Origin of the sequence: Pseudomonas batumici, from assembly GCF_000820515.1 — a bacterium.
Classification (GTDB): Bacteria; Pseudomonadota; Gammaproteobacteria; order Pseudomonadales; family Pseudomonadaceae; genus Aquipseudomonas; species Aquipseudomonas batumici.
In genome coordinates this window covers 114,233-129,609 of sequence record NZ_JXDG01000056.1, presented here as the reverse complement: position 1 = coordinate 129,609, position 15,377 = coordinate 114,233, and the positions used below count along the sequence as shown (strand labels likewise).

General features: G+C 63.6%; 13 protein-coding genes. 1 reads left to right on the top strand and 12 read right to left on the bottom strand.

The genetic code is table 11. The features are described 5' to 3' along the window. From UCMB321_RS20860 to UCMB321_RS20845, 4 genes are all read right to left on the bottom strand, one after another. Nucleotides 1-711, bottom strand: coding sequence for an ABC transporter permease (locus UCMB321_RS20860; protein ID WP_040070325.1), 711 nt, complete (start codon nt 709-711; stop codon nt 1-3). Continuing rightward, nucleotides 708-1,436 (bottom strand): ABC transporter permease, encoded by a 729-nt coding sequence (locus UCMB321_RS20855; protein WP_040070324.1) that lies wholly within the window; start codon nt 1,434-1,436, stop codon nt 708-710. Before UCMB321_RS20855 ends, UCMB321_RS20860 begins: the two co-directional genes overlap by 4 nt. A gap of 58 nt (nt 1,437-1,494) precedes the next feature. After that, nucleotides 1,495-2,274, bottom strand: coding sequence for a transporter substrate-binding domain-containing protein (locus UCMB321_RS20850; RefSeq protein WP_040070322.1), 780 nt, complete (start codon nt 2,272-2,274; stop codon nt 1,495-1,497). 368 nt (nt 2,275-2,642) lie between these two features. After that, a complete protein-coding gene (locus UCMB321_RS20845; protein WP_040070321.1) occupies nt 2,643-5,096 on the bottom strand; it encodes a penicillin acylase family protein in 2,454 nt (817 codons plus the stop codon). Between the two features lie 216 nt (nt 5,097-5,312). Between UCMB321_RS20845 and UCMB321_RS20840 the strand changes: the two genes are divergently transcribed. Beyond that, nucleotides 5,313-5,867, top strand: a complete 555-nt coding sequence (locus UCMB321_RS20840; RefSeq protein WP_040070320.1) for a cysteine hydrolase family protein — start codon at nt 5,313-5,315, stop codon at nt 5,865-5,867. Nucleotides 5,868-5,871: 4 nt separating this feature from the next. Here the strand turns inward: UCMB321_RS20840 and UCMB321_RS20835 are convergent, their stop codons facing one another. From UCMB321_RS20835 to UCMB321_RS20800, 8 genes are all read right to left on the bottom strand, one after another. After that, nucleotides 5,872-6,969, bottom strand: a complete 1,098-nt coding sequence (locus UCMB321_RS20835; RefSeq protein ID WP_040070379.1) for a DUF1513 domain-containing protein — start codon at nt 6,967-6,969, stop codon at nt 5,872-5,874. A gap of 2 nt (nt 6,970-6,971) precedes the next feature. Next, nucleotides 6,972-8,036, bottom strand: coding sequence for an imelysin family protein (locus tag UCMB321_RS20830; RefSeq protein ID WP_040070319.1), 1,065 nt, complete (start codon nt 8,034-8,036; stop codon nt 6,972-6,974). A gap of 26 nt (nt 8,037-8,062) precedes the next feature. Further along, complete coding sequence (locus tag UCMB321_RS20825; protein ID WP_040070318.1) at nt 8,063-9,484, bottom strand: di-heme oxidoreductase family protein; 1,422 nt, start codon at nt 9,482-9,484, stop codon at nt 8,063-8,065. Between the two features lie 164 nt (nt 9,485-9,648). Then, on the bottom strand, nt 9,649-10,986 hold the full coding sequence (locus UCMB321_RS20820) for an imelysin family protein (protein ID WP_040070317.1): 1,338 nt from the start codon (nt 10,984-10,986) through the stop codon (nt 9,649-9,651). Nucleotides 10,987-11,158: 172 nt separating this feature from the next. Beyond that, entirely contained in the window at nt 11,159-13,210 is a 2,052-nt protein-coding gene (locus UCMB321_RS20815) for a putative bifunctional diguanylate cyclase/phosphodiesterase (protein WP_040070316.1), read from the bottom strand. A 287-nt stretch (nt 13,211-13,497) separates the two neighbouring features. After that, the gene (locus tag UCMB321_RS20810) at nt 13,498-14,094 is read right to left on the bottom strand and encodes a superoxide dismutase (RefSeq protein WP_040070315.1); all 597 of its coding nucleotides are present in this window, start codon (nt 14,092-14,094) and stop codon (nt 13,498-13,500) included. Nucleotides 14,095-14,272: 178 nt separating this feature from the next. After that, entirely contained in the window at nt 14,273-14,875 is a 603-nt protein-coding gene (locus tag UCMB321_RS20805; protein ID WP_040070314.1) for a LysE/ArgO family amino acid transporter, read from the bottom strand. Between the two features lie 5 nt (nt 14,876-14,880). Further along, on the bottom strand, nt 14,881-15,282 hold the full coding sequence (locus UCMB321_RS20800; RefSeq protein ID WP_040070377.1) for an ACT domain-containing protein: 402 nt from the start codon (nt 15,280-15,282) through the stop codon (nt 14,881-14,883). Nucleotides 15,283-15,377: the final 95 nt, after the last annotated feature.

The window sequence follows — 15,377 nt, the reverse complement described above, 5'->3', positions numbered from 1 at the left end:
CTAGTGGGCCGGGCCGAGAAACGCCAGCCAGCGACGCTCGGCCAGACGGAACAGGCCGACCAGGGTGAAGGTGATCGCCAGGTAGATCAAGGCGGCGATACCGAACGACTGGAAGGTCATGTAGGTCGCCGAGTTGGCGTCCCGGGCGATTTTCAGGATGTCCGGGATGGTCGCGGTAAACGCCACGGTGGTCGAGTGCAGCATCAGGATCACTTCGTTGCTGTAGTAGGGCAACGAGCGGCGCAGGGCCGACGGCATGATCACGTAGGCGTAGAGCTTCCAGCCCGTCAGACCGTAGGCCTTCGCGGCTTCGACTTCGCCGTGGTTCATGCTGCGAATCGCCCCGGCGAAGATCTCCGTGGTGTAGGCGCAGGTGTTCAGTGCGAAGGCCAGGATGGTGCAGTTCATCGCATCGCGGAAGAACGCATCCAGCAGTGGCTGGCTGCGGACCGCTTCCAGGCTGTAGATCCCGGTGTAGCAGATCAGCAACTGGATATACAGCGGCGTGCCGCGAAACAGGTAGGTGTAGAGCTCCACCGGCCAGCGGATGCGGCGCTTGGGCGAGACCCGGGCGATGGACAGCGGGATCGACACCAGGAAGCCGATGAAGATCGAGGCGCTGAGCAGCCACAAGGTCATGGCCAGGCCGGTGATGTGCTGGCCGTCGCTGTAGAGGAACGGACGCCAGTATTGCTGCAGGAGCTCGATCATCGCACGGCCTCCCGGGCGCCCGCGGCATAGCGGCGTTCGAGCCAGCGCAGGACGTAGTTCGAGGCACTGGTAATGAGCAGGTAGATCAAGGCGGCGAGTACCAGGAAGTAGAACAGTTGATAGGTGCTCTTGCCGGCATCCTGGGCAGCCTTGACCAGGTCGGCCAGGCCGATGATCGAGACCAGCGCGGTGGCCTTGAGGATCACCATCCAGTTATTGCCGATCCCTGGCAGGGCGAAGCGCATCATTTGCGGGAAGATCACGAAGCGGAAACGCTGGGCGCGGGTCAGGCCATAGGCTGTGGCGGCTTCGAGCTGTCCGCGCGGCACGGCGAGAATCGCGCCACGAAAGGTTTCGGTGAAATAGGCGCCGTAGATGAAGCCCAGGGTGATGACCCCGGCGGCAAACGGGTCGATTTCGATGTAGTCCCAGTCCATGGCGTCGGTCAGGGTCGAGAGCCAGGTTTGCAGACTGTAGAAAATCAGCAGCATCAGCACCAGGTCGGGTACCCCACGAATCAGCGTGGTGTAGAGCTGGGCCGGAATGCGGAACAAGGTGATGCTGGACAGTTTTGCACTGGCGCCGATCAGGCCCAGCAGCACGCTCACCAGCAGCGACAGGATGGAGAGCTGGACGGTCATCCAGGTGCCTTCCAGCAGGATCGGACCAAAGCCTTTCAGGCTGAAGGCCGAAAGACCGAGGATTTGCAGGAGGTTGTCAAACATGAAAAATCAGACCTTTGGACATCGAAAAGGCGCCCCTCGGGCAAGGGGCGCCAAGGGATCACTTCCCGCTGTACAGGTTCAGATCGCCAAAGTGTTTTTTCTGGATTTCCGCGTACTTGCCATCTTTGTGTAACGCTTCGATACCTTTATCCAACAGGGCTTTCAGCTCTTTGTTACCTTTTTTGATACCGACGGCGGTCTTGGCCGGCAGCAGCGGATCATTGATCGGCTTGCTGACTTCGTAGCCGGCGCCTTGTGGCGACTTCAGGAAGCCCAGTTCGGCTTGCAGCATATCCTGCACCGAGGCGTCGAGGCGGCCGGAGATCAGGTCCGCATACACCTGGTCCTGGTTGGCGTAGGCCTTGGTGGTCACACCGGCCTTGTCCAGGATGGCCTTGGCGTAGGCTTCCTGGATGGTGCCTTGCTCGTAGCCCACAGTCTTGCCCTTGAGGGACTCAGGCGTGGAGTAGTTTGCACCTTTTTTGAACACCAGGGACGTCGGGCCGGAGAACAGCTCGCTGGAGAAGTCGATGGCTTTCTCGCGGGCTTCGGTCACGGTCATCGACGAAATCACACCGTCGAACTTGTTGGCGTTGAGGCCTGGGATCATGCCGTCGAAGTCACTTTCGACCCATTTGCACTTGACCTTCAGTTCGGCGCAGACAGCGTTGCCCAGGTCGATGTCGAAGCCGACCAGGCTGCCGTCCGCGGCCTTGGATTCGAATGGCGCGTAGGACGGATCGACGCCGAAGCGCAGTTCCTTGTATTCCTTGGCCAGAGCGGAACCGGCGGCCATGCAGAGAGCCAGTGCAGAAAGGGTCAGCAATGCTTTTTTCATTATTTATTCCCTAAAAACCAATATGAGCGCTTGTGGCGCACGGAGTACTGTTACTGGAACGCGTATGACCCGATAAAGGTAGCAATTTCCGAACCAGAGTCACGAACAAGTGTTTTAAAAGGCAGGAATATAGCTACGGGCCAGCTAATAATGCCCGAAATTGGGCATCAATAAATAAATGCTCGAAATTGGTGCATTAGTAGGTGAGAAAAGGGTGCAGTTACGTGCGGGCGCGGTAACGCATGTAACTGAACCTGTGGGAGCCGGCTTGCTGGCGATCGCGATCTGACAGTCGACATCCCTGTTGTCGATGAATCGCTATCGTCGGAACGCCGCCCGCAGCAAGCCGGCTCCTACAAGTGGGCGTGTTACTTGCCGGGCACCAGGGTCAGGCGCGTGGTGCCGTAGGCCCTGTCGAAGTTCTGCGGCTGCATCGGGAAGCTGACGTACTGGGCCTTCAACCAGCCATCGATGCCGCTGGCGTAGCTCGGGCTGGCCGGGTTGCCGGATTGCCCGGGGCTCTGCTGGCCGGTCATCGGTTCGACCTGGCCGAAGTCGACGATCAGGCGCACCCCCGGAACCTGGATAGCGTCGAGGTTCTCGCCGTCCCAGGCGTAGGCCGAAGTGTTCAGCGTGGTGTGGTCGCCGCCGGCCGGGATCGCTCCGCGGATGGCCTGGCCAGCGCTGTTTTTCCAGACATAGTGGTGCAGCGTGCCCCATTGCCAGGCCTTGTGATCGCTGCCCAGCTGGCGGTCGCCGGCGCTGATCGCCGCCGCCAGGCTGCGTGCCAGGATCGCCGGCTTGTCTTCTTTCTGTGGCGTGCGGCTGTCGTCCCAGAACGGGCTGTCCTCGCGCCCCAGCAGGTGATCGGCCTGGGCCGAGTAGGACAGCTTGCCGTTGGCGACAAAGGCCTGCCACACCGGGCCGTTTTCCGGACCCAGCTTGTCGAGGAAGATCTGTTTCATGCTTTCCTGCAGGAACAGCTCGTACAGCGCGGCGTCGGCCGAGGTTGGGCTGAGCTTGCCGTCGAACGCCAGCAACCGGCCCAAGGCCTCGCGCGCCTTGCCGCGCTCTGCGTCCGGCAGGGCGTCGATGGCCTGCTTGAGGGGGCCGGCCATGCCTGGGGCCTCGAACATTTTCTTCAGCTTGCTGGCGAATGTGGTGCTCTGGTCGTACTGCATGGCGATCGTGCTGCGGCTGTCCTGTTTGCCGGCCGCGGCCAGTTCCGCCAGGCGTTCGCCACGTTCCGGGTAGTACCAGGCGTTGGACAGTTGCATGCCGTAGCCGCGCGCCGCTGTGCGCTGGTTGGCGGTGCCCAGCCAGCCCTGGGTCGGGTCCTGGTCGTAGGGGTGCAGCATCGCGTCGGCGTAGCCGTCCCAGTCGAAGCGGCTGTCCCAGCCCGGCGACGGCAACAGGCCTTCGCCTTCGCGGCGGTTGGGGAAGCGCCCGGTGACCTGCCAGCCAATATGGCTGGCGTCGGCGAAGACCATGTTCAACGCGATGGCGCGGATTTCCCGGCTGGCATCGGACGCTCTCTCGGCGCTCTGGGCCCGGGACAGGTCGAAGTAGGCATCCAGGCTCTTGTCGTCCTTGAACGATGAGGTCTGCAGGGCCAGGCCGTAACCGGCGGTCAATGCGGTATTGTCCAGCGCGCTGTTGAGCAGCGGGCCGTGGCGGGTTTCGTACACCGTCTCGCGGATCGAGCGCTGGCCCTTGATGAAGTAGGTCTCGTTGCGCACGATCGCCGGCAGCCATTTGCCGTCGGCCTCGTAATAGAGCGCGTTGCCCTGGCGCTTGAGTTTTTCCAGGAACAGGTCCTGGTTGTCCCCTGGAACGGCGGCCATGCTCCAGGCCACCTTGCCGTTGAACCCGGACAGTACCATCGGCAGGCCGGCGATCGAGGTCCCGGCGGCCTGGTACTTCGGTGCGTGGATCTGCACGTAGTTCCAGGCGGCGGGGGCGCTGGTCGGCTGTTGCAGGTCGGCGGCCAGCAGGCTCTTGCCGCTGCGGCTGCGCTGCGGGCCGATGGCCCAGTTGGTCGAGGTGCCGGCGCCGAGGATGTTCAGCGCGGCCACTTGCTCGGCGGCCTTGTTCAGTGCGCCCAGGCCCGAGACCTGGCTGAGGGCGATACCCTTGAGTTTTTCGGCTTCGGCCAGCGGCAGCGGTTCGTCCGCAGCGGCCGGGATCAACCAGGCCAGCTTGTCGACGCCGACCTTCTGCGCCAGGACCAGGCTGGAAATCTCTTGTTGCAGGTTGGCCGACAGGTTGAAGTTGAGCAGGCAGAAGATCAGCGCCGAGTCTTCCGGTTTCCAGTATTCGGGGCTGTAGCCGCTACGGGCGAGGTCCGCCGGCAGCTTGTCGCGGTAGCGGAACAGGTAGGCGTTGACGCCGCGCGCGTAGACTTCGAAGAAGCGCTTGAGCCGTGGCGACGAGGCGTTGTACAGCTCGCCGGCACTTTTCTTCAGGTTGACGGCGCGCATGAAGCGGTCGGTATCCAGGGCGTCCGGGCCGTCCATTTCGGCGAGCCGGCCCTCGGCGAGCAGGCGCAGGGTGACCATCTGGGTGAGGCGATCGCTGGCGTGGACGTACCCGAGGGTGAACAGTGCGTCGTGAAAGGTATTGCTTTCGATCAGCGGCATGCCGAGGCTGTTGCGGCGCACCGAGACGTTCTGCGCGAGACCCTTGAGCGGTTGCACGCCGGAGGTCGGCGGCAGGCTGTCCTGGGTGTTCCAGGCCTGGCAGCCCGTCAGGCCGAGCAGGCCCGCCATGGCGGCGGCAACGCCACATTGCTGAAGAGAGAGGGAAAAGGCTGGCGAGGCCATGGCAAGGCTCCTGCGGGGGTAGCGTCAGTAAAGGCGCTACGTTAGTGAGCAGGAGGAAGGCGCGCAAGACGGCGGACCGGCTTATTTCGGGTTTTGAGCGATAAATCGGATTTGCTGGGGCCGGTGATCGAGGGCAATCTTGCCAGCGAGCAAACTCGGCTCCTGCAGTGGGTCATCACATACGGATCATCAGGGATAACAGGGAAAGGAATGAATATGCACGTCCAGGCAAACGCAGCGCTGATTCTGATCGACCAGCAACAAGGCATCCTGCATCCCCGGTTGGGGCCGCGCAACAATCCCGAGGCCGAGGCGCGCATGCTCGAGCTGTTGCAGCACTGGCGCCGGACCGCGCGCCCGGTGGCGCATGTCCAGCATCTGTCGCATTCGCCGGAGTCGGTGTTCTGGCCCGGGCAGTCGGGGGTCGAGTTCCAGCAGCGCTTCCTACCGGGGGAGGGGGAGCGGCTGGTGCAGAAGCGGGTGCCGGATGCGTTTTCTGCCACCGGGCTGGAGGACTGGTTGCGCCAGGCCGGTATCGAACAGTTGGTGATTGTCGGCGTGGCAACCCACAACTCCGTGGAGGCGACGGCGCGTACGGCCGGCAACCTCGGGTTTGACACCTGGGTGGTGGAGGATGCGTGCTACACCTTCGACAAGGCCGACTATTTCGGTGTGCCGCATAGCGCCCAGGAGGTCCATGCCATGTCCCTGGGCAATCTGCATGGCGAGTACGCGACGGTGGTGTCCAGCGGTGTGGTGCTTGGGGCGTGACCCCTCAGGCCAGATGCAGATGGTTGTCCCACAGCCCGGCCGGTAGCTCCAGCGGCTGGGCGGTCAGTTCCTTCTGGCGGCAATCGTAGAAACGGCAGCGGCCCTGGCCGGAGGTGACGACGAAGCCGTCCGCTACCGCACCGACGCCCGCGCAGTCCGGTAACGGCGCATCCAGGCGCACGGCGCCGCTGTCCAGGTCCCAGATAAAGAAGCGGTTGCCCCGTGGCGCGGTCAAGGCCACCAGTCGCAACTCGCTGTGCACCGCGACACTGGCGGTGTAGTGCGCCATGGCCTGCAACTGCTGCTCGGCCACCGGGAAGGCGACGAAGGGCTGGCCGGGACGCTTGATCGCCAGCAACTCGGACGACTCGTGGGACGGGCCCATGAACTGCTGGCCGGCGACGATGGTGCCGTCGCTGGCCACGCCCAGGTGGCGCACGCTGTTCATTTGCTGGGGTAGGGTTTCCTTGCTCAGCAGCGTGCCGTCGCGCTGCATCAGCACCAGGCTCGGTTCCATTGCGTCGAGGTTCATCTCCACCCGGCTTTCGGCTTCGGTGCGAATCCCTCCGTTGGCAACGATCAGGGTCTCGCCGTCGGGCATCCATGACACCTGGTGCGGGCCGATGCCGTGGGTGGAAATTTCGCCACTGTGGACCAGGCGTTCGTCTTCGAAGCGATACACGCCGAGCAGGCCACGGCCCGGGTCGGTGGTGTCGTTCAGGGTGGCGTAGAGCCAATCGCCGCTCTTGTGGATCACCGCGTGTCCATAGAAATGCCGGTTCGGTTGCGAGGTGACGGTCTGTAGGAGCCGGCCGTCTCGCAGGTCGATCAGGTAGCTCGCGGTGCCGGGGCGCCGCGCAACGAACAGCGCCAACGCTTGGGTCGGGTGGTTGATGATGTCGTGGCAACGCTGGCCGACCTGGGTGGCGAAGACCTGGGTGCCGTCCAGGCGATAGCCCACGGCGTAGTGCCTGCCGTCGCCGTCGTCACGGGCGGAGAGCAGCAGCGGGCTTTGGCCTTTTTGCCGGAACAGGTTCCAGCCGCCCAGCGTCAATGCGCTGAGCAGCAGGCTGCCGAGGGTCAGGGCCTGGCGTCGGAGCATCATCAGTCACCGTCGTTGGCATTGAAGCCCAGTTGGATACCCAGCGCCTTGGCCAGTTCGCTTTCGTGCAGGCGGTGAACAACGTTGAGGCTGTCGTAGAGGTCGTCGAGCTGCTGGCGTCCGGCATCGTCGCCGAGCAGTTCGGTCAGCGAACGCTGGGTGCTGTCGAACAGCTTCAGGGACGCTGCGTAGGCGGCGTCGATCTTCTCGGCCAGCGGCTTCTGCTGCGCCGGCAGCAGGTTGCGCAGGCCCTGGTTGTCGACGCCGACCCAGACGGTCCGGGCGGCGGCCAGGCTGGCGCGCATGCCTTGCAGCGACGACTGGCTGCGCCAGGCGTCGGCCTGGAAGGGTTGCGCGATGCCCTTGGCCTGACGGCCCATGGGCGTGCCGAGCTTTTTCTTCAGGGTGTCGAGGGCGGTGACCTGGACCCGCAGCAGATCGGCAATGGCTTCGTGGGAGTCGGCGTAGCGCGGGTTGGGGAACTTGCTCATCTGCGCAAGCATACCGTCGTTGGTTTCCCAGCGTGACAGGATCTCTTCGGCCAGCATTTGCTGGCGCTTGCCGATGGCGCTCAACAGCGGGCAATAGCGGGCTTTCTGCGCGCTGTCGGCCAGGTCGATCCTGCTGTCGTAGAGGATGTATTCGTAGGCCGAGAGCCCCTGCACCACGACGCTGGACTTGGCCAGCGCGTCGGCATCGATCTGCGGCTGGGCGCTGACCAGTTGCTCGACCTGACGACCCACCAGGTTTTTCTTGTCCGGCCAGAACTGCACCTGCCAGGAGCGATTGCCTTCGGCCAACGGTCCGATCAGCAGCGGTTGCAGTTCGGCCCAGGCTTTCTGGGCGTGGAGGAAGTCGGCGCGGGCGGTTGAAAGGCTGGCCTTGCCTTCGCAGAAGGCCAGGGCGCTGATCGCCAACTGGCGGTCGGCCTCGACCCAGCGGCTGTAGGTCGGCAGGATCACCTGCTTGGCGATGGCTGCGGAGGTCACCGCCTGCGGGTCCTGGGGCGAGCAGGCCCCGAGGGCGAGCGCCGCCAGGCTGGTGAACAACAGTTTGGGGCGGAACATGTCCACGTCCTTTATTTAGAGAAGTTTTATAACGAGTTCAGGAATGCCAGCAACGCGTCACGTTGTTCGGCATTGAAAGACAGCACCCGCTGCTGCGCCGCCTGGGCTTCGCCACCGTGCCAGAGCACGGCTTCGAGCAGGTTGCGGGCGCGGCCGTCATGCAGGAACTGGGTGTGGCCGCTGACGCTCTGCGTCAGGCCGATGCCCCACAGCGGCGGGGTGCGCCAGTCATTGCCGTCGGCCTGGAACTCGCTGCGCTGGTCGGCAAGGCCGGGGCCCATGTCATGCAGCAGCAGGTCGCTGTAGGGGCGGATCACCTGGTTGGCCAGTTCGGGCTCGCTGGCCGTGGCCGAGGTGGTGAATTGCGGGGTATGGCAAGCCTGGCAGCCGGCCTGGTAGAACAGGTTCTTGCCGGCCAGTACTTGCGCCGCGCCGACTTCTCGCCGCGCCGGTACCGCGAGGTTGCGGGCGTAGAAAGTCACCAGGCGCAGGATGTTGTCGCTGACTTCCGGCTCGCCGTCCGGGCCGCCGCCATGGGGGGCTTGCAGGCAATCGGTCTGGGTCGGGGTGCAGTCGTCGAAGGGGCGCAGGCGGGTGGTCAGGCCCATGTCGCTGGAAAACGCATGGACGTTCTGTTGATTGATATTCGGTTGCCCGGCCTTCCAGCCAAAGCGGCCGAGCACGGTCTTGCGTTGGGCGTCGTCCCAGACCCGGTTGGGGCGTCCGTTGACCCCTAGTCGTTGCTGCTGCCGGGCGTTGGCCAGGATAGCTTCCTCGGGAATCGCTTCGAGCAGGCCGAGGCCGATCATCGGCGGAGCGATGCGCGCGGAAAACAGCGTTTGCGGGTGCATCGGGCCATAGCCCAGGTGGGTGATGCGCAGCGTCGGCCGGCGCAGTTCGACTTGCGTGCCGTCCTTGAAACGCACCGGCACGGCTTCGTAGTCGACCCGCACCTTGCCCTCCGGGGCGACGCCGGGGATGGCCATGTCCTGCAACTGTCCGCCGTAGACCGGTTCCGGCACCACGCCCTGGCGTTCGATCAGGTTGGCGTAGATCGGGCTATTGGGAATCGACAGGCGTACCAGCATCGATACCGCGTTATCCGCGCCCGGTGCCGGCGGATGGCCGCGACCGTCCCTGATATGGCAGCTCTGGCAGGCGCTGGCATTGAACAGCGGGCCGAGGCCGTCGCGGGCGGTGGTGCTGGCGGGGGCGATCACCCAGGGACTGCGGAAGAAATTGTTGCCGACACTGAAGTCCAGGCGCCGCTCTGGCGAGAGGTTGGCCGAGGGTTGCGAGAAAGCGCTGCGATCGCTTTTGCCCACCGTGGCGGTGCCGCCGGATCGAGCTTCGCCGGGTTCTGGCTTGGTAAAGCGCGGAGCGTCGTCGCAGGCGCTCAGGCCAAGGGCCAGGAGCAGCGTCGACAGGCGAAGGGGCAACGAGGGCATCGGTGTCCTGGGCGTAAGGAAGATCGGGCGAGAGTGTATCAGGCTGGATACATTTGAATAGGAGGGATTAGCATTTGCCTGATTTGTGGCAAGGCTCGGCTTTGCGGCGAACGGGCAAGCCCGCTCGCCACAAGTCTCGGCCAGGCCGGAGACCGTGTTGCCGATCAGAAGTCGTGATCGGCGTTATCCGGGTTCAGGTCGCTGATGCCCAGCTTGGCCGCCGACTGCTCGATGGAGCCGGTCTGCTTGACCAGCGCCGAGATGGCGTCACGCACGATCTTGTTGCCGGTTTCGTTGCCGGCCGCGATCAACTGGTCGTAATGCTCGCCCTTGTTGGCATGGTCGACCATGATCTGGATCTTGGCTTCGGTGGCTTGCAAGTCGTTCTTCAGCGCCGCGTCGGTCGCCGGGTCAACCTTGGCCACCAGGGAAGACAGGCTCGGGCCGGTCATCCGGGTACCGTCGACACGGGTGTATTCGCCCAGGTAGACGTTGCGAATACCCTTGGCATCGTAGAAGTGCGAGTTGTGGGTGTTGTCGCTGAAGCAGTCCTGCTCGTCTTCCGGCGAGTTGGCCTCCAGCGAAACCTTCATCCGCTCGCCGGCCAGTTCGCCGAGGGACAGGCTGCCCATGCCGAAGAGCATTTTGCGCAGGCCACTTTCAGCCGGTTCGGCTTCCAGGCTGGCGCGATAGTTATCGGCCACATCCGGTTTCCAGTTGCCGACCATTTCCTCCAGGTCGTTGACCAGCAGTTGGGTCACGGCCTTGAGGTAGGCACGCCGACGATCGTTATGACCGCCGGTGGCGCCAGGACCTTCCAGGTAGTCCGAGGCGGGACGGTTGCCGGCGCCAGGGCCGCTGCCGTTCAGGTCCTGGCCCCAGAGCAGGAATTCGATGGCGTGGTAGCCGGTGGCGACGTTGGCTTCGGAACCGCCCAGCTCGTTCAGGCTGGCGAGTTTTTCCGGGGTGATCTCGCTGACATCGACCTTGTCTTCGCCGACCTGGATCTGCGGGTTGGCGATGATATTGGCGGTCGCGGCCGGGTTGCCCAGGGCGTGCTCGTAGGAAGCGTCGACGTAGTCGATCAGGCCTTCATCCAGCGGCCAGGCGTTCACCTGACCTTCCCAGTCGTCGATGATGGTATTGCCGAAGCGGAAGACTTCGCTTTGCAGGTACGGCACGCGCGCGGCGATCCAGGCTACGCGGGCGGCCTTGAGGGTCTCTTCGTTCGGCTTGGCGAGGAAGGCGTCGACCGCGGCCTGCAGGTTCTTCGCGGTGGATTCGGCGTCGCTGAACACGGCAAAGACGATCTCGGTGTAGTGGGCGACCACGGCCTTGGCGGCGGCTTCATCGATTTTCGCCGTGGCATCGCCGGCGGACGCCTGGGCCGCGGCAGGGGCCTGGGCGGCCGCTACGGATTTTTCCTTGTCCTTGTCGCCACAACCGGCGAGGGCGATGGCGATAGCCAACAGACTGGCGGTGGCCAGAGGCTTGCGAATCATGACGAACATCCTGCTTCGAGAGAGGGGATGGGGGCACGGGGCCCCACAAAACCGGCACATAATGCGAAGGATTTGCATTCGGTGTAAAGAGCTTAGCGCCTGAAATATTTGGTATTAAAACAAGGGTTGATCCCACCGGATCCTATAGGGGCGAGCTTGTTGGCGCCGGGCCTTACAAGATCGCTGCATTGCTGCGCTGTGCCTGCTTGAGATACATCCCCAACTCCCGGGCCGACAACGGTTTGCTGTAGTGGTAGCCCTGGCCTTCGTGGCAGCCTTCGGAAATGATGTAGGCCTCCTGCTCGAGGGTTTCCACGCCTTCGGCGATCACCTGCATGCCCAGGCTCTTGCCCAGCTGGATGATCGCCCGCACGATGGTCGCATCGTCGTCGTCGTCGAGCAGGTCCTGGACGAAGCTCTTGTCGATCTTGATCTTGTCCAGCGGCAGGCTCTTGAGATAGCTCAGCGACGAGTAGCCGGTGCCGAAGTCGTCGATGGCGATCAGCGCTCCAGAGCGGCGCAGGCTCAACAAGTGCTGGGCGGCGGTGCTGATGTCTTCCATCAGGCCGGTCTCGGTGACTTCCAGCTCCAGGCTGCGCGGCGGCAGGCGGTACATCTGCAGAAGGTTGTTGACCACCCGCGGCAGCTCGGCGTGGTGCAGTTGCACCGTGGACAGGTTGACCGCCATGCGCAGGTCGCTGAAGCCCTGGTCGTGCCATTCGCGCAACTGGCGGCAGGCGTGGTCCAGCACCCACTCGCCGATGGCGATGATGGTGCCGTTCTGCTCGGCCAGGGGAATGAACAGGTCCGGCGGCACCAGGCCGTGTTCCGGGTGCTGCCAGCGGATCAGCGCCTCGACGCCCACCACCCGATGGTCGCGGTAGCTGATCTGCGGCTGGTAGACCAGGTAGAACTGATTGCGGTTGAGGGCCTCGCGCAGGTCTTTTTCCAGTTCGCGACGACGGCGCATTTCACTGTCGACGCTGGCGATATAGAACTGGTAGCGGTTGCGCGAACGGGTCTTGGCCAGGGTCATGGTCTGTTCGGCTTTCTGCAGCAGCTTTTCGGTGCTGTCGCCGTCTTCCGGGAACAGGGTAATGCCGATGGTGGCGCGCAGGCGGATCTCCTGGTGATCGAGGGCAAACGCCGCTTCCAGGTCGTCGAGGACGCTCTGTGCCAGCTCGGCCGCCTCATAGGGTTGTTCGATATCGGCCTGGACCAGGGCGAACTGATCGCCGCCCAGGCGGGCCAGGGCACCGAGACGTCCGCTGTGGGCGCGCAGGCGGTCGGCCAGGGCCAGCAGCAATTGGTCGCCGACCTGGTAGGTGAACTGTTCGTTGATGCCCTTGAAGTCATCCAGGCCGACGCAGAGTACCGCCACCCGGCGTTGCAGGCGACCGGCGTCGACCAGGATCTTGTCCAGTTGCTGCTGCAACTGCTGGCGATTGGGCAGGCCGGTGAGGAAGTCGTACTGGGCCATGCGCAGCAGGCTGTTTTCTGCTTCGTGACGCAGGTGGGTATTACGCTCGATGGACGCCAGCAACTGGTTGGCGGTGTTGACCCAGATGCCCAGTTCGTTCGTTTCATGGCCCTTGAGCTGGGGCAACTGGTGTTCGCTGGGGCGATCCGGGTTGACGTTGCTCAGGTGCTCGATGATCCGCGACAGCGGTTTGGTCAGCAGCCAGTGATAGACCAGATACAGCACCATGCCCAGGAACAGCGCCCGCAGCACGCCGGAGATGAAGATGATCACCGAGTTGATCAGGAAGCCCTGGCCGTAGGTGGCGGTGTCGAGGGTGATGCTCAGGTCACCGTAATACTCGCTGTAGGGGCCGCGCCCGACCAGTTGCGTGCTGAAGGTGCTTTCCTGGCCGAGGATCGGATCGGTCAGCCAACGGCTGGCGGATTTTTGCAGATCGCGGGATTTTTCCGCGAGCATGGGTTCGTTGGGATGGCCGATGGAGGCCAGGCGCACGGCGTCGTCCTGGAACAGGCCCTCGATGACTTGCATGCCCATCTCCCGGTCGAGGCTGTAGACGGCCTGGGTCGAGGGGTCGCGGAACATGTCGAGAATGCGCTGGGCATCGCTGGCCACCGCCTGTCGAGTCTTGTAGGCATCAAAGACAATCTGCGCACAGCTCAGTACAACGCCGACGATCAGCGCCGACAGCAGCACGACCCGGAGCAACTTCACCGACAAGCTGTTCTTGAATTCCAGCTTCAAAGGGCTATTCCTTGTTCCGTGCGGATGGCATCAAGTTGCCATGAGTATTGGCAATCCGGCCCGGTCAGTCAAAGGGACAATGCGAGCGACGAGAACCGCTGCTCATGCTTGGCCGAATAGACTATGCCCAGGCCGTTCCTGGCCATTGATACTGTGTCGGTCGCCAAGGCCTTCTACTTGAGGGTGCGGCGGCGCATTTTCCCGGATTATTCAGGTTAGTTCCTGCCAGCGCGGGAGGCATAAAAAAACCCGGCAATGCCGGGTTTTTTTGTGAAACGGATTCAATCTCAAGCGGTGAAGGTTTTGCCTTCGAACTGCTCGGCGACGAATTTCCAGTTCACCAGGTTCCAGAACGCCTCGACATACTTCGGACGCAGGTTGCGGTAGTCGATGTAGTAGGCGTGTTCCCAGACGTCGCAGGTCAGCAGCGGGGTGTCGCCGCTGGTCAGCGGGTTGCCGGCGCCGATGGTGCTGGCCAGGGCCAGGGAACCGTCGGCTTTCTTCACCAGCCAGCCCCAGCCGGAACCGAAGGTGCCGACGGAAGTCTTGGTGAACTCTTCCTTGAACTTGTCGAAGGAACCGAATGCGGCGTTGATGGCTTCAGCCAGCTTGCCGGTCGGTTGGCCGCCGGCGTTTGGCGCCAGGCAGTTCCAGTAGAAGGTGTGGTTCCAGACCTGAGCGGCGTTGTTGAAGATGCCGCCGGAGGAAGACTTGACGATTTCTTCCAGGGTCTTGCCTTCGAACTCGGTGCCTGGCACCAGGTTGTTCAGGTTCACGACATAGGTGTTGTGGTGCTTGTCGTGGTGGTACTCCAGGGTTTCCTTGGAGATGTGCGGCTGCAGGGCGTCATGTGCATAAGGCAGCGGAGGCAATTCGAAAGCCATGGTGATTCTCCTAATCAGGTCAGTTGCGGTGAGCGCAAGGCCGATCACGGCGGCCATACAGACGTGCGCCGGGGAGTTTGTACTCTTTGCGGCGCAAGTCTCGAATCATAGCACCGGGGTGGCCGCTTAACCACGCAACAACTGTGTGGAATAGAGGCTCCAGAGCCTTTGGAGTCAGTCAGCCGGCACTGATCAGTTGGGCGGCGACGCTGAACATCATGACCGCCACCAGCAGGTCGAGCAGGCGCCAGGTGCCCGGGCGCGCCAGCCAGGGGGCCAGCCACGCCGCGCCCAGGGCGAGGCTGAAGAACCAGAGCAAGGACGCGCTGGCCGCGCCCATCACGTAGGCGCCGGGCTCGGCCTGCTGGGCACCGAGGGAGCCGATCAGCAGCACGGTGTCGAGGTACACGTGGGGGTTGAGCAGGGTCACCGCCAGGGCACTGAGCAGCACGGCGCGCAGGGAACGCACCGTCTGGCCGTCGCCTTGCTGCAGGCTCTGGCGCGAGCAGGCCCGGCGCAGCGCCAGGCTGCCATACCAGAGCAGAAAGGCCGCGCCGCCCCAGCGGGCGAGTGCCAGCAACGTCGGGTTGTGCGCCAGGACGGTGGCCAGGCCGAAAACCCCCGCCGCTACCAGGATTGCATCGCACAGCACGCACAGGGCCGCCACCGGCAGGTGATGTTCGCGGCGCAGGCTCTGGGCCAGGACAAAGGCGTTCTGGGTGCCGATCGCCATGATCAATCCGGCGGCCACCAGCATTCCGTTCATATAGCTCTGCCACATGCCGGTTACTCCCCGTGTTCGGCCAGTTGCCGCAGGACGTGCATGGCGCGCCCGGCGTCGTCGCGACCGACGAACAGGTGGTCGTGGTAATAGCCAGCGATCACATTGCAGCTGATGCCGGCCTTGCCCAGGGCGCCGGCGAAGGCGGCGGTCAGGCCGACTGCTTCCAGGGCCGAGTGCACGTTGAGGGTGATCCAGGCCGCCAGGTAGTCGAACGGCAGGCCCAGGGCCTGGGCGTCTTCGCGCCGCAGGATCACGGTCAGGCCTTCGCGTTCGCGAAAGCTGCCGATGGGCTCGCGGCCCTTGAGCAGGTTCGCGTCGGTCAGGGAGCAGAAGACGTAGTCGCCCTCGTTGAGCTCGGGGCTCATGCTGCGTAGCAGCACGCTCAGGGAAGTTTCGCCGGCCATGTCGGTGTCCTCGGATAAGCAGTGAATGGGGGCATTTTGCGGGGTGATGCTGTATAAGAAAAACCAATAGTGCTGATCGCCCATTAGGAAAACTG

Bases quoted from the DNA above. Each gene is read 5' to 3' on its own strand.
- UCMB321_RS20860 (WP_040070325.1), bottom strand. From the start codon at position 711: ATGATCGAGCTCCTGCAGCAATACTGGCGTCCGTTCCTCTACAGCGAC.
- UCMB321_RS20855 (WP_040070324.1), bottom strand. From the start codon at position 1,436: ATGTTTGACAACCTCCTGCAAATCCTCGGTCTTTCGGCCTTCAGCCTG.
- UCMB321_RS20850 (WP_040070322.1), bottom strand. From the start codon at position 2,274: ATGAAAAAAGCATTGCTGACCCTTTCTGCACTGGCTCTCTGCATGGCC.
- UCMB321_RS20845 (WP_040070321.1), bottom strand. From the start codon at position 5,096: ATGGCCTCGCCAGCCTTTTCCCTCTCTCTTCAGCAATGTGGCGTTGCC.
- UCMB321_RS20840 (WP_040070320.1), top strand. From the start codon at position 5,313: ATGCACGTCCAGGCAAACGCAGCGCTGATTCTGATCGACCAGCAACAA.
- UCMB321_RS20835 (WP_040070379.1), bottom strand. From the start codon at position 6,969: ATGCTCCGACGCCAGGCCCTGACCCTCGGCAGCCTGCTGCTCAGCGCA.
- UCMB321_RS20830 (WP_040070319.1), bottom strand. From the start codon at position 8,036: ATGTTCCGCCCCAAACTGTTGTTCACCAGCCTGGCGGCGCTCGCCCTC.
- UCMB321_RS20825 (WP_040070318.1), bottom strand. From the start codon at position 9,484: ATGCCCTCGTTGCCCCTTCGCCTGTCGACGCTGCTCCTGGCCCTTGGC.
- UCMB321_RS20820 (WP_040070317.1), bottom strand. From the start codon at position 10,986: ATGATTCGCAAGCCTCTGGCCACCGCCAGTCTGTTGGCTATCGCCATC.
- UCMB321_RS20810 (WP_040070315.1), bottom strand. From the start codon at position 14,094: ATGGCTTTCGAATTGCCTCCGCTGCCTTATGCACATGACGCCCTGCAG.
- UCMB321_RS20805 (WP_040070314.1), bottom strand. From the start codon at position 14,875: ATGTGGCAGAGCTATATGAACGGAATGCTGGTGGCCGCCGGATTGATC.
- UCMB321_RS20800 (WP_040070377.1), bottom strand. From the start codon at position 15,282: ATGGCCGGCGAAACTTCCCTGAGCGTGCTGCTACGCAGCATGAGCCCC.